Raw genomic sequence first — 12,625 nt, 5'->3', positions numbered from 1 at the left:
ACACGATCAGCGGCGGCACCCGCCAGCAACTGCTGGCCGAGCCCTACGCGCCGCTGCGCACCGGCGTGAACAGCGCGGCGATCACTGCCCGCCAGGCTGCCGAGGAACAGTTGCTCAACACCGGCTTTGCGCTGACCTGGGATGCCGAGGACGCCGGCCCTGCCGACTGGACGTTCCCCGCCGGAGCGTTCAGCTATCAGAGCCAGACGGCGATCCAAGTGATTGCGAAGATCGCCAGCACCGTCGGCGCCATCGTCCGCCCAGCCCGCGACAGCGACAGCCTGGAAGTGATCCCGCGCTATCCAGCGCCGCCGTGGGAGTGGAACGGCGTCGAGGCCCCTATCTCGCGCATCATCCCGCCCGCGATGATGACCGACCTGTCCGGCGAGTGGACGCCGCAAACGGAGTGGAACGCGTGCTACGTCAGCGGTACAAGCCACGGCGTGTCGATGCTCGTCCGTCGCTCCGGCACTGCCGGCGATGAGCCGACTGCTGACGTGTTCGACGACTGGATCACCGGCGAAGAAGCGAACCGGGCCCGGGGCGTTCACGAACTGTCGAAGGGCGGCAACATCGAAGTCGTCGGCTTCACGATCCCACTGTTCCCGCTCGCGGACGACCACGGCGTCGGCCTATGCCTGCCCGGCAACCTCTACCGCGTGCCCGAGGAAACTGGCAGTTGGGACGGCCTGTGCCTGTCGGTCGAGATCAGCGCAGACGGCACCGGCGCGGTGAAGGTCGCTCAAGTCCTGAAGCTGGAGAGGCACTACTGATGGCAACGGTAAACCCCTGGAAACGCTTCATCGGCCTGCTGCCCGGCGGCGTCCGCACCGTCGCCACGGTGATCAGCATCGACACGACCACCGGCCTGAGCCAGGTCGAGCTACGCACCGGCACCAGCGTCACCGTGCGCGGCGTCGACGTACCGGTGAACTCGAAGGCCTACATCGCTGACGGCGTGATCGTCGGCGCCGCGCCGGACCTGCCGCACCTCGACGTGGATGTCTAAGCCACAGCTTAGATTCGATCAATTCTTAATCATCAAACCCAACTGATCTAAGCCCTGGCTTAGATTCCGGCCCGCCATCGTGCGGGCTTTTTATTATCAGGAGGAAATATGACCCCACGCGAAATGCGCAACGGCCCGCTGGCCGAGGCGCTCCTGCTGCTTCCCGCGAAAATGACCAGCGCCCCGGCCGAGGTGTTGGTGCTGGCCATCGGTCTTCAGGAGAGCCGGTTCGAGCACCGGCGCCAGTTGACCGGCTCGCCGCCGAAGCCAGTTGGTCCCGCTAAGTCGTTCTGGCAGGCCGAGCAGGGCGGCGGGATGGTCACCGGCTTGCTCCGCTACCGCGACGCCAACATCCGTGACCTGGCCGTGGGGCTGTGTGCCGTTCGCGGAGTAGTGCCTTCTGCTGCCGCTGTGTGGAACGCCATCGAGCATGACGACGTGCTGGCCGCTGGCCTGGCCCGGCTGCTGCTGTATACCGACCCGTCCAAGCTGCCCGCCCTTGGCGATGTTGATGGCGCCTGGCAGTTGTACCTGCGCACCTGGCGGCCTGGTGCGCATGAGCGCGGCACGGCAGAGAAGCGTGCCGAGCTGCGTGCGAAGTGGGGCCGGAACTACGTAGCCGCTATGGAAGAGGTGTCGGTATGAGCGTGCCAGTCGTAGAGATTGAGGCAAACGGCGAAGTCTACTTCGACTGTCCTGGCTGCGGCTTCGGGCATAGCCTGCCGACCGGCGAGGGGCCAGGGCCTCGCTGGCAGTTCAACGGCTCGCTCGACAAGCCGACCCTGACGCCGTCGATTCTGGCCAAGGGCGTTGAGCGCGTAACCGAAAAGGAGCATGCGATTCTCATGGCGGGCGGAACTGTCACGCCCAGGCCGTTTGTATGCCACTCGTTCGTGACAGACGGGCGCATCCAGTTTCTGAGCGACTGCACGCATGCCTTAGCGGGGCAGACGGTTGATCTTCCGCCGCTGGAGTCCGCGTGATGGCCTGGGCAGCGGCGGTGCCGGCCTGGTGCTGGTGGATTCTGGCACTGCTCGCGGTCGGCGGTGGCCAGCAGGTCCGTGTCGTCTATCTGCAGCATGAACTGGTGCAGCTCCAGGCCAAGCAGCAGGACACGAACGACAAGCTTGTGGCGTGCCGCGAGACTCGTTCGACCTTGCTGGTCCAGGTTGGAGAGCAGAACGCCGCCCTGGCCGATCTGCGCGCCGCCGGCGAGGCCAGGGCTGCTGAGGCAGAGCTGGTGCAGGCTCAGGCGCGCACCGAGGCGGAGGCCGACTACCAGGCGGCGAACCGCTTGCAGCAGGAGCGGACAGGCGGCGATGCGTGTGCAGCAGCCGAGAGCGTGATTGATCGGGAGTTGGGGCTATGAGCAAACTGTCCGTCTTTACACCATGTGTAATTTTGGTCATTGCGCTGGCGGGGTGCGCTGGCCAGGCAGTTGAAGAGCCTGAGCCGCGCGTTGTGCGCGTGGAGGTTCCGGTGGCAGTGCCGTGCCGGACCAAGGAAGTAGCGGTGCCGCCCTGGGCGGCTGCCGGCCTGAAGAAGACCGACAGCCTGGAGGTGAAGGCGAGGGCGCTGCTTGCGGAGCGCCGCCAGCGGATCGGCTATGAGCGTGAGCTGCGGGCGGCGAATGAGGCGTGTCGATAGAGTACACTCCGGACCTTTGGCCTCTGGAGTGCACTCATGCTGTCGATTCGTCTGGAAAGGTCAGGCAAGTCGCTGCTATCGACCCGGCCTACTGAGCTCGGATATCGGGTGCGGCTTTCGGGGGGCTATGCAGGAGTGCGGCGCCGGTAGCTGCCCCGCTTTCTGCCGTATATGCGTTCATATTCCTCATCGCTCAACGCTGCGTACCAAGCTCTATTTTTTGCCAGATATGCAGGGTAGCCGCCGCTAGCCCGTATTTTCTCGAGCGTCTTGCGTGCGGCGAGCCTTACGATGGCGAGATGCCGTGCGCGCTCGGCCGCGCCCAGCTTGGCGCGGTAGCGCTTTACTGCCGCTCGCCGCGCTTCAGCAAGTTTATGGGCAAAGCCTGGATCACTCTGCACGCGCTGCTTGAGTTGATCAAGGTACGCTGCCCGCACTGCACGCCAGTGCTCGCTGTCTTTGACGCTGTTGTAGTACGTCTTGCCACGGCGCTTGACGTGCTCGGCGGCGCACCTTGACGAGCATGTTGCAGCTTGCCGCCCAGGATTTGCTGGTATCAGTGTGCCGCAAATAACGCATGGCGATCCGGCGCACCAGGCGCACATGAGCCGCCCCTTGTATGTCGGCTTGCTGATTGTGCGCGGGTAGTTCCCCTCGCGGCCGCATGCGCATTGGCAAAGCAACTGATCTGACGTGTCGCTGTCCTGCAAAACAGTCAGTTTGCCGAACGACATCCCTGCGCGGTTAAGTTTTGGCATCGCTCAAGTTCAGTAGCGCAAGCTGCGTGGCGGCCCAGATATGATGCCGAACGGTTACGGCCAGCGGCTCTTGTGCGGACCCTGGCGTGGCCCACTTTTGAATGCGAGAAAGGCTGTAGAGGGTGATTTTGGCTATGTCGGAATAAATAACTTTCCGACCCCAGTGCTTCTCCAGGGCGCTCCTGACTGCGCGAAAAAACTCCGGCTGAGTCAGTTTCTCTACGTCGGCCCATGCCAATTCGGGGGCATGATGTGTGCGCCGCTTTCGTGCAGCGGGTATGCCTAGCGACCTTCGCTTGTTGAGGACGGTTGCTGCGGAGCAGCCGAGTTCTTGTGCAATGTCTTCGTCTGCGACCTTGCCGAGTTGATCAAGAATATGGTCAGGCCAGGCAATACGCGCGCCGGGAATATTCCTCTCTCGCCGCGCGATGTAAACGGCAGCAGGAGTGCGGCCTGTTTTCTCTGCAACCTGCTTGTCAGTCATGGTTCCAAGCAGCGCAATGTCTTGTTTTGTCCACTCTTTTGGGGCTTTCTGGCGAACTGACGGTGCTATCCCTTGTGCAATTCGCTGCTTTCGTACAATTGCGTGAGTTGTGTCTAGTTCTGCGGCCAGCCGAGCGTCCGACATCGATCCGAGCAGTTTGATTTTTTCTGGCGTCCACACCATTTTTTTCTTTTTCATGCAACAAGCTCTGCATGGCCTTCTGTGTAGTACATCGCCGCAATGCTCTGATCGATGCGCCAGAGGGTTTTGCTTGCGGCAGTATCGGCAGCGGCATAGGTCTCGAAGCTGGTGTGGTAGGGCAGCTTTAGTGTCTCGCCTTCGGCCAGTTGCGCCAGTTGATCGTCGATTGCGCGCATACGCTCGAGCCGCACTTCAAGCATGGCCTCAACCTCGAGTGCAACGTCGGTCGGAACCGGGCTGCGCCCAGCCTCCCAGTATTGCCATGTGCGAGGCGAGACCTTGCCGATTTCAGCGGCCGCTTCGCTGACATCCATCATCAGCAGCTTGCGGGCGGCCTGGAGTTCAAGGTTGTTCATGGGGGCAATGCTATCGCGCATATGTTCTCCAAAAGAAAGCCCCGCACTGGGCGGGGCTTCGACTTATTTGCCGTCGATGACGTCGTTGATTTTGTTCAGAAGGGCGGCGGCGTCGTAGCTTTCTTCCTCGATGCTCGTGAAGTCATCACGAACGATCTTGAAGTCTGCGCCATTCCAGTTCACGTCGGTGCGGGCTACTTCATCCAGCATCACGCGGATGGCTTCAACGGTAGCGGCAGGAACTTCGTAGGCGATGGAGATAGTGGTCATTGCAGAATCCTCAGTAGGGGCGCTTCGAACTATTTCGTAAGCGTGGGTGTATTATTGTTCGTGATCGCGAACAATGCAATAGGCGCATTGAAATATTTTCTCGGCCAGCGTGCCGCCGTTGTCTTGAGCGAGAAGGAGGTGTCGATTCGATTGATTGAAAGGAGCGCCAGGGTCGCATGCGCCAACATGCGACCCTGGCACAGAACTCGCAGATCACGCCTGCAAGCCCCGCCAAGGCTCCCGCCTCGTGCACGAAGCGCGGCGAGTCTATCACTGTTTATTCATCCAGTATAAGGCTTGCAATGACTCTACCTATCATCCCCTGGATGGGCGGCAAGCGCCGCCTGGCCGACCGCTTGATCCCGCTGTTTCCACCTCATGAGTGCTACGTCGAAGTGTTCGCCGGCGGCGCGGCGCTGTTCTTTCTTCGCCCGCAGCCGGCGCCGGTCGAAGTGCTCAACGACATCAACGGCGATCTTGTGTCGCTGTACCGCGTCATTCAGAACCACGTCGAAGAGTTTGTCCGGCAGTTCAAGTGGGCTCTCTCCAGCCGCCAGCTGTTCGAGTGGCAGAAGGTCACCCGCCCGGAGACGCTGACCGATATTCAGCGGGCCGCCAGGTTCTTCTACCTGCAGCACCACGCCTTTGGCGGCAAGGTGTCTGGCCAGACATTCGGCACGGCCACCACCGGTCCGGCGCCGAACATCATGCGAATCGAGGAGAATCTCTCTGCCGCGTGGCAGCGTCTGGCCGGTGTCTACGTCGAGCATCTGCCCTGGCTCGACTGCGCTGAGCGCTATGACCGACCGCATACGTTCCTGTACATGGACCCTCCGTATTGGCAGACAGAGGGTTACGGCTGCGATTTCCCGTTCGAAGAGTACGGCCGGATGGCCGACTTCATGCGGCGCTGTGAGGGCAAGGTGATGGTCAGCATCAACGACCATCCCGATATTCGTCGGGTGTTCGATGGCTTTCACTTCGAGCAACTGGATATCCGCTACAGCACCACCAACCAGCGCCAGGGATCGGCGGCGGTTACGGGAGAGCTGGTGATCATGAACTGGAAGCCAGAGGCCCTGGGCGGTTTGTTCGCCGGGATTTGAAGCAGCACATAAAGCAAAGCCCCAGGCCGCATTCCACGTGCGGTCTGGGGCTTTTTTCGTCTATTTCAAAAAGTTTATAGAATGTGCTTTAAGGGCACCCTGGCGCAACGATGCTCAGCCGATCAGGCAGAATCGACCTGTTGAGTTGGATGGTTTAGGCTGCCCGGTGCGGCGGCATAGCTATGCCGTTCGTCGGATTAAAGACTTTCGCAAGGCGCATGGCCGCCGGCGTTTAAAGCGAGATTCCAGCTCTGGAAAAAGCGGGTATCAGAGCGGGGTATATCGTGCGATATGACTAGTTTTATCTAGGAAAATCATAGGTTTATGGGTCAAAGAAAAATCGTCCACATCGATTGCGATTGCTTCTATGCCGCCATCGAAATGCGTGACGATCCAACCCTGGCCGGCAAACCACTGGCCGTGGGCGGCGCGGCGGACCGACGCGGCGTGGTTGCGACCTGCAATTACGAAGCGCGGGCCTGGGGTGTGCGCTCGGCGATGCCGATGGGGCAGGCCCTGAAGCTATGCCCGGATTTGCGCGTGGTGCGCCCGCGGATGGATGTCTATAAGGGTGTCTCGCGGGAAATCCACGGCATCTTCCGCGACTTCACTGAGATCATCGAGCCGCTGTCGCTGGATGAAGCCTATCTCGATGTCAGCGACAGCCCGCATTTCGCCGGTAGCGCCACACGTATAGCCCAGGAAATTCGTCGCCGGGTTTCCCGTGAGTTGCACATCACCGTATCGGCCGGGGTGGCGCCGAACAAATTCCTGGCCAAGATCGCCAGCGACTGGCGCAAGCCCAACGGGCTGTTCGTGATCACCCCCGACCAGGTGGTCGATTTCGTCTCCGAGTTGCCGGTGAGCAAGCTGCACGGGGTTGGCAAGGTCACCGCCGACAAGCTGGCGCGCCTGGATATTCGCCAATGCTCCGACCTGCGCCAGTGGAGCAGGCTGAACCTGGTCAAGGAGTTCGGCGCCTTTGGCGAGCGTTTGTGGAACCTGGCGCATGGCATCGACGAACGCCCGGTACAGGTCGACAGCCGGCGCCAGTCGGTCAGTGTCGAGAACACCTACGACACCGACCTGGTCGATCTGCAGGCCTGCCTGCAACGCCTGCCGGAGCTACTGGAGCAACTGGAAGTGCGGGTGGCGCGGCTGGACAGCGGCTATCGAGCGGACAAGCCCTTCGTCAAGGTCAAGTTCCACGACTTCACCCAGACCACCCTGGAGCAGGCCGGCGCGCGTCGCGATCTTGAGAGCTACGCGAGCCTGCTCGGCAACGCCTTTGCGCGTGGCAACAAACCAGTCCGCTTGCTGGGCGTTGGCGTGCGCCTGGTCGATTTGCGCGGTGGCTTCGAGCAGTTGGAGCTGTTCGTGCGTTGATCCACTGCCGAGGAGAAAACGCCGACAGCCCCTGGGAAAACTGGCGAGGAGTCCGAGATGGCTTGCAGCAGGTTGACCGAATATGTCGCAGCCGCGCAATCAATCGACACATCCCCCTGGCTAAGCTAGGCGCTGCTGTCGCTTCGTTATCTTCTGCGTCGGGAGCGGCAGCCCTTGCTTGCTGCGCGCCGCCTGGTTTCGCTGCCTACACTGTCCGAAGCCTTGCTTGGGTGCCCTGCCTCGAGAGGCACCCGCGCGTGGCCCCTCACTCGAAACAGTCCACGGAGCATTACCATGGCGTTTTTCACCGCGGCCAGCAAAGCCGACTTCCAGCAGCAACTGCAAGCGGCCCTGGCACAGCACGTCAGCGACAAGGCACTGCCACAAGTAGCCCTTTTCGCTGAGCAATTCTTCGGCATCATCGCCCTCGACGAACTGGCCCAGCGGCGTCTTTCCGACCTGCTCGGATGTACCTTGTCGGCCTGGCGACTGCTGGAGAGCTTCGACGCGGCCAAGCCGCAGGTGCGGGTGTTCAACCCCGACTATGAAAAGCATGGCTGGCAATCGACCCATACCGCCATCGAAGTGCTGCATCCGGACATTCCGTTCCTGGTCGATTCGGTACGCATGGAACTCAACCGCCGCGGGCACAGTATCCATACCTTGCAGAACAGCGTAATCAGCGTGCGCCGCAACAAGAAAGGCGTGTTGCAGGAAGTCCTGGCCAAGGGTGCCACGGGCAAGGACGTGCAACATGAGTCGCTGATGTTCCTGGAGATCGACCGCCGTTCCGGTTCCGCCGAACTCAAGGCCCTGGAAAACGCCTTGCTCGACATCCTCGAGGAAGTGCGCATCACCGTCGCCGACTTCCAGCCGATGCGGGCCAAGGCCCAGGAGCGCCTGGACTGGCTGGGCAAGGCCAGGCTCAAGACCGATCGCAGCGAGCTGGATGAGATCAAGGTATTCCTCGCCTGGCTGCTGGAAAACCATTTCACTTTCCTTGGCTACGAAGAGTTCACCGTGCATGCCGAGGGCGATGGCGGTCATATCAAATACGACGAGGCTTCCTTGCTGGGGCTGTCCAAGCGCTTGCGCGTGGGGCTGAGCAAGGACGACCTGCATATCGAGGACTATGCGCTCGATTACCTGCGCGAGCCGACCGTGCTGTCGTTCGCCAAGGCCGCCCAGCCGAGCCGCGTGCATCGCCCGGCCTACCCGGATTTCGTCTCGATCCGCGAGATCGACGCCAAGGGCAAGGTGGTCAAGGAGTGTCGTTTCCTCGGCCTCTACACTTCGATCGTCTACAACCAGAGCGTGCGCGACATTCCCTTCATCCGGCGCAAGGTCGCCGATGTCGAGAAGCGTTCGGGCTTCGATGCGCAGGGGCACCTGGGCAAGGAACTGGTCAAGGTTCTCGAAGTGCTGCCGCGCGACGATCTGTTCCAGACCTCGGTGGAGGAGCTGTACAGCACCGCCCTGGCCATCGTGCAGATCCAGGAGCGCAACAAGGTACGGCTGTTCCTGCGCTTCGATCCCTACGGGCGTTTCGTCTATACCCTGGCCTATGTGCCGCGCGACATCTACTCGACGGAAACCCGCATACGTATCCAGCAGGTGCTGGTCGAGCGCCTCAGCGCCACCGATTGCGAGTTCTCCACCTACTTCTCCGAATCGGTACTGGCGCGGGTGCAGTTCATCCTCAAGGTCGATCCGAAGACCAAGCTCGCTATCGATCCGGCCCAGCTCGAAAGGGAAGTGATCCAGGCCTGCCGCTCGTGGAAGGACGATTACGCGGCGCTGGTGGTGGAAAGCTTCGGCGAGGCCAAGGGCACGCGGGTGCTGGCCGACTTCCCGAAAAACTTCCCGGCTGGCTATCGCGAGCGTTTCGCCCCGCACTCGGCGGTGGTCGACATGCAGCACCTGCGCAGCCTCTCCGACGAGCGCCCGCTGGTGATGAGCTTCTACCAGCCGCTGACGCCCGGCGAACGTCAACTGCATTGCAAGCTGTACCACGCCGACACGCCGCTGGCGCTGTCGGACGTGTTGCCGATCCTGGAGAACCTCGGCTTGCGCGTCCTCGGCGAATTTCCGTATCGGCTGAGCCACCAGAGCGGTCGTGAGTTCTGGATTCACGATTTCGCCTTCACCTATGCCGAAGGGCTCAACCTCGATATCCAGCAACTCAACGAGACCTTGCAGGATGCCTTCGTCCACATCGTGCGTGGCGATGCCGAGAATGATGCGTTCAACCGCCTGGTGCTGAGTGCCGGCCTGGCCTGGCGTGATGTGGCGCTGCTGCGTGCCTATGCCCGTTACCTGAAACAGATCCGTCTGGGCTTCGACCTCGGTTATATCGCCACCGCGCTGATCAACCATGCCGATATCGCCCGCGAGCTGGTGCGGCTGTTCAAGACTCGCTTCTACCTGGCGCGTAAGCTCGCCAGCGAAGACCTGGACGACAAGCAGCAGAAGCTGGAGCAGGCGATCCTCGCCGCGCTGGACAACGTCGCGGTGCTCAACGAAGACCGTATCCTGCGGCGCTACCTGGACCTGATCAAGGCCACCCTGCGCACCAACTTCTACCAGCCCGACGCCAGTGGTGCGGCAAAGAACTACTTCAGCTTCAAGTTCAACCCGCGGGCTATCCCGGAGCTGCCGCGCCCGGTGCCGAAGTTCGAAGTATTCGTTTACTCGCCACGGGTCGAGGGTGTGCACCTGCGCTTCGGCAACGTGGCGCGCGGCGGCCTGCGCTGGTCGGACCGCGAGGAGGATTTCCGTACCGAAGTGCTGGGCCTGGTCAAGGCTCAGCAAGTGAAGAACGCGGTGATCGTGCCGATGGGCGCCAAGGGTGGTTTCATTCCACGGCGCCTGCCGGCGGGTGGTGGCCGCGACGAGATCCAGGCCGAGGCCATCGCCTGCTATCGCATCTTCATCAGCGGCCTGCTGGATATCACCGACAACCTCAAGGAAGGTGCCGTGGTGCCGCCGGCCAACGTGGTGCGCCACGATGATGACGATCCGTACCTGGTGGTCGCCGCCGACAAGGGCACCGCGACATTCTCCGACATTGCCAACGGCATCGCCCTGGAGTACGGCTTCTGGCTCGGCGACGCCTTCGCCTCCGGCGGCTCGGCCGGTTATGACCACAAGGGCATGGGGATCACCGCCAAGGGCGGCTGGGTCTCGGTGCAGCGGCATTTCCGCGAGCGTGGCATCGATGTGCAGAAGGACAACGTCACCGTCATCGGCATCGGCGACATGGCCGGCGACGTATTCGGCAATGGCCTGTTGTTGTCCGAGACGCTGCAACTGGTGGCGGCGTTCAACCACCTGCACATCTTCATCGACCCGAATCCGGATGCGGCGAAGAGCTTCCTCGAACGCAAGCGCCTGTTCGACCTGCCGCGCTCGGCCTGGAGCGATTACGACGCCAAGCTGATTTCCGAGGGCGGCGGTATCTTCCTGCGCAGTGCCAAGAGCATCGCCATCAGCCCGCAGATGAAAGCGCGCTTCGATATCCAGGCCGACCGCCTGACCCCCAACGAACTGCTCAACGCCTTGCTCAAGGCGCCGGTGGACCTGATCTGGAACGGCGGCATCGGCACCTACGTCAAATCGAGCAGGGAGAGCCATGCCGATGTCGGCGACAAGGCCAACGACGCCTTGCGTGTCGATGGCCGCGAGTTGCGTGCCAAGGTGGTGGGCGAGGGCGGCAACCTGGGCATGACCCAGCTCGGCCGCGTCGAGTTCTGCCTGGGGGGCGGTGCCAGCAACACCGACTTCATCGATAACGCCGGCGGCGTGGACTGCTCCGACCACGAGGTGAACATCAAGATACTCCTGGGCGAGATCGTCAGCGCCGGCGACATGACCGGCAAGCAGCGCAACACCCTGCTGGCGGAAATGACCGAGGCGGTGGGCAACCTGGTGCTGGGCAACAACTACCGGCAGACCCAGGCGCTTTCCCTGGCTGAGCGCCGCGCCCGCGAGCGTGGCGCCGAGTACAAGCGGTTGATGGCCGCCCTGGAGGCGGCCGGCAAACTCGACCGGGCCCTGGAGTTCCTGCCGTCCGACGACGAACTGAACGAGCGGGCCGCCAACGGCCGTGGCCTGACCCGTCCGGAACTGTCGGTGCTGATTTCCTACAGCAAGATCGACCTCAAGGAGGCGCTGCTCAAATCCTCACTGCCGGATGACGAGTACCTGGCCCAGGAAATCGCCACGGCGTTCCCGGCGCGGCTCAGCCAGGACTTCAGCGAAGCCATGCGCCGCCATCGCCTGAAGCGCGAGATCGTCAGTACGCAGATCGCCAACGATCTGGTCAATCGGGTCGGCATCACCTTCGTCCAGCGCTTGAAAGAGTCCACTGGCATGACCGCGGCCAACGTCGCCGGCGCCTATGTGATCGTGCGTGACGTGTTCCACCTGCCGCACTGGTGGCGCAAGATCGAAGCGCTGGATCACCAGGTGCCGGCCGATCTGCAATTGCACCTGATGGATGAGTTGATGCGCCTGGTACGGCGCGCTACTCGCTGGTTCCTGCGCAGCCGGCGCAACGAGCTGGACGCGGCGCGTGACGTCGGTCACTTCGGCCCGCGCGTCGCCGAGCTGGCGGTACGCCTCGACGAATTGCTGGAGGGGCCGGCGCGCGAGCAGTGGCTCAGCCGTTACCAGGGCTATGTCGAGTCTGGTGTGCCGGAATTGCTCTCGCGGGTGGTGGCGGGCACCAGTCATCTCTATACGTTGCTGCCGATCATCGAGGCTTCGGACGTCACCGGCAAGCCGGCGAGCGAGGTGGCCACGGCCTACTTCGCCGTTGGCGGTGCGCTGGAGCTGGGCTGGTATCTGCAACAGGTCACCAGCCTGCCGGTGGAAAACAACTGGCAGGCGCTGGCACGCGAGGCGTTCCGCGATGACCTGGACGGCCAGCAGCGGGCGATCACCATCGCCGTGCTGCAACTGGAGGGTGGCCCGGTGGATATCGAGGAACGCGTCGCCTTCTGGCTGGAGCAGCGCAAGGTACTGGTGCAGCGCTGGCTGAATATGCTGGCCGAGCTGCGCGCGGCGACCGGCACGGACTACGCCATGTATGCCGTGGCCAACCGTGAACTGGCCGACCTGGCACAAAGCCTGGCGCAATCGAGCTGAGCAACTGGGTGGCGCCCTGGCTTCGGGGGCCACTCTGACACGTTCTGTAGCCGCTTCCTGCCTCGGGCAGGTGGCGGCTTGGTTTTTTCGCAGCTAAACCTTCACCTTCAAGTTGCTGATGAGTCTGAAAAATCCTTGAACCAAGGGCGATTTTCGACGGCCTCATGAGGAGAGCTTGCCGTCCAGCGGCAACACCCTTTGCGTGGCGCGGGGGAGAGGATCTCTGCCACCCATTGGGGCGCTGGCTGTTTCGTGGGCGC

Annotated in this window: 12 protein-coding genes and 1 pseudogene; 9 read left to right on the top strand and 4 right to left on the bottom strand. The window is 62.3% G+C overall.

Annotated features, from left to right (window positions below):
• The 6 genes and pseudogenes from ACSZPK_RS26720 to ACSZPK_RS26695 form a co-directional block, all read left to right on the top strand.
• Window positions 1-773 (top strand): annotated as a pseudogene (locus ACSZPK_RS26720) (hypothetical protein); the annotation flags it as partial.
• Window positions 773-1,009, top strand: a complete 237-nt coding sequence (locus ACSZPK_RS26715; RefSeq protein WP_437884638.1) for a hypothetical protein — start codon at window positions 773-775, stop codon at window positions 1,007-1,009. The pseudogene ACSZPK_RS26720 and the gene ACSZPK_RS26715, both read left to right, overlap by 1 nt.
• Before the next feature lie 108 nt (window positions 1,010-1,117).
• Window positions 1,118-1,654 (top strand): hypothetical protein, encoded by a 537-nt coding sequence (locus ACSZPK_RS26710; protein WP_437884637.1) that lies wholly within the window; start codon window positions 1,118-1,120, stop codon window positions 1,652-1,654.
• The gene (locus ACSZPK_RS26705; RefSeq protein WP_437884636.1) at window positions 1,651-1,992 is read left to right on the top strand and encodes a DUF6527 family protein; all 342 of its coding nucleotides are present in this window, start codon (window positions 1,651-1,653) and stop codon (window positions 1,990-1,992) included. The genes ACSZPK_RS26710 and ACSZPK_RS26705 overlap by 4 nt, the downstream gene beginning before the upstream one ends.
• Window positions 1,992-2,378 carry a hypothetical protein gene (locus tag ACSZPK_RS26700; RefSeq protein ID WP_437884635.1) on the top strand — a complete coding sequence of 129 codons (387 nt, stop codon included), beginning with the start codon at window positions 1,992-1,994 and terminating at the stop codon, window positions 2,376-2,378. The genes ACSZPK_RS26705 and ACSZPK_RS26700 overlap by 1 nt, the downstream gene beginning before the upstream one ends.
• Entirely contained in the window at window positions 2,375-2,656 is a 282-nt protein-coding gene (locus ACSZPK_RS26695; RefSeq protein ID WP_437884633.1) for a hypothetical protein, read from the top strand. Before ACSZPK_RS26700 ends, ACSZPK_RS26695 begins: the two co-directional genes overlap by 4 nt.
• Before the next feature lie 125 nt (window positions 2,657-2,781).
• Here ACSZPK_RS26695 and ACSZPK_RS26690 read toward each other — a convergent pair whose 3' ends face one another.
• From ACSZPK_RS26690 to ACSZPK_RS26675, 4 genes are read right to left on the bottom strand one after another with little or no spacing between them, the layout of a single operon-like run.
• A complete protein-coding gene (locus tag ACSZPK_RS26690; RefSeq protein WP_437884632.1) occupies window positions 2,782-3,414 on the bottom strand; it encodes a hypothetical protein in 633 nt (210 codons plus the stop codon).
• Window positions 3,401-4,096 carry a hypothetical protein gene (locus ACSZPK_RS26685; protein ID WP_437884631.1) on the bottom strand — a complete coding sequence of 232 codons (696 nt, stop codon included), beginning with the start codon at window positions 4,094-4,096 and terminating at the stop codon, window positions 3,401-3,403. Before ACSZPK_RS26685 ends, ACSZPK_RS26690 begins: the two co-directional genes overlap by 14 nt.
• Window positions 4,093-4,476, bottom strand: coding sequence for an Aca2/YdiL-like domain-containing protein (locus ACSZPK_RS26680; RefSeq protein ID WP_437884630.1), 384 nt, complete (start codon window positions 4,474-4,476; stop codon window positions 4,093-4,095). The genes ACSZPK_RS26685 and ACSZPK_RS26680 overlap by 4 nt, the downstream gene beginning before the upstream one ends.
• Before the next feature lie 42 nt (window positions 4,477-4,518).
• A complete protein-coding gene (locus ACSZPK_RS26675; protein WP_437884629.1) occupies window positions 4,519-4,725 on the bottom strand; it encodes a hypothetical protein in 207 nt (68 codons plus the stop codon).
• 302 nt (window positions 4,726-5,027) lie between these two features.
• Between ACSZPK_RS26675 and ACSZPK_RS26670 the strand changes: the two genes are divergently transcribed.
• From ACSZPK_RS26670 to ACSZPK_RS26660, 3 genes are all read left to right on the top strand, one after another.
• Entirely contained in the window at window positions 5,028-5,831 is an 804-nt protein-coding gene (locus ACSZPK_RS26670) for a DNA adenine methylase (protein ID WP_437884640.1), read from the top strand.
• A gap of 324 nt (window positions 5,832-6,155) precedes the next feature.
• Window positions 6,156-7,217, top strand: a complete 1,062-nt coding sequence (gene dinB / locus ACSZPK_RS26665) for a DNA polymerase IV (RefSeq protein WP_437884628.1) — start codon at window positions 6,156-6,158, stop codon at window positions 7,215-7,217.
• Between the two features lie 294 nt (window positions 7,218-7,511).
• The gene (locus tag ACSZPK_RS26660; RefSeq protein ID WP_437884627.1) at window positions 7,512-12,365 is read left to right on the top strand and encodes an NAD-glutamate dehydrogenase; all 4,854 of its coding nucleotides are present in this window, start codon (window positions 7,512-7,514) and stop codon (window positions 12,363-12,365) included.
• The last annotated feature ends 260 nt before the right edge of the window (window positions 12,366-12,625 follow it).

Source organism: Pseudomonas sp. LRF_L74 (assembly GCF_965644255.1).
In the GTDB taxonomy this organism is placed as follows: domain Bacteria; phylum Pseudomonadota; class Gammaproteobacteria; order Pseudomonadales; family Pseudomonadaceae; genus Aquipseudomonas.
The sequence above is the reverse complement of the archived record's forward strand: the minus strand, read 5'-3'. Positions and strand labels throughout refer to the sequence as shown.

Bases quoted from the DNA above. Each gene is read 5' to 3' on its own strand.
- ACSZPK_RS26670 (WP_437884640.1), top strand. From the start codon at position 5,028: ATGACTCTACCTATCATCCCCTGGATGGGCGGCAAGCGCCGCCTGGCC.
- ACSZPK_RS26710 (WP_437884637.1), top strand. From the start codon at position 1,118: ATGACCCCACGCGAAATGCGCAACGGCCCGCTGGCCGAGGCGCTCCTG.
- ACSZPK_RS26715 (WP_437884638.1), top strand. From the start codon at position 773: ATGGCAACGGTAAACCCCTGGAAACGCTTCATCGGCCTGCTGCCCGGC.
- ACSZPK_RS26705 (WP_437884636.1), top strand. From the start codon at position 1,651: ATGAGCGTGCCAGTCGTAGAGATTGAGGCAAACGGCGAAGTCTACTTC.
- ACSZPK_RS26690 (WP_437884632.1), bottom strand. From the start codon at position 3,414: ATGCCAAAACTTAACCGCGCAGGGATGTCGTTCGGCAAACTGACTGTT.
- ACSZPK_RS26685 (WP_437884631.1), bottom strand. From the start codon at position 4,096: ATGAAAAAGAAAAAAATGGTGTGGACGCCAGAAAAAATCAAACTGCTC.
- ACSZPK_RS26680 (WP_437884630.1), bottom strand. From the start codon at position 4,476: ATGCGCGATAGCATTGCCCCCATGAACAACCTTGAACTCCAGGCCGCC.
- dinB (WP_437884628.1), top strand. From the start codon at position 6,156: ATGGGTCAAAGAAAAATCGTCCACATCGATTGCGATTGCTTCTATGCC.
- ACSZPK_RS26660 (WP_437884627.1), top strand. From the start codon at position 7,512: ATGGCGTTTTTCACCGCGGCCAGCAAAGCCGACTTCCAGCAGCAACTG.
- ACSZPK_RS26695 (WP_437884633.1), top strand. From the start codon at position 2,375: ATGAGCAAACTGTCCGTCTTTACACCATGTGTAATTTTGGTCATTGCG.
- ACSZPK_RS26700 (WP_437884635.1), top strand. From the start codon at position 1,992: ATGGCCTGGGCAGCGGCGGTGCCGGCCTGGTGCTGGTGGATTCTGGCA.
- ACSZPK_RS26675 (WP_437884629.1), bottom strand. From the start codon at position 4,725: ATGACCACTATCTCCATCGCCTACGAAGTTCCTGCCGCTACCGTTGAA.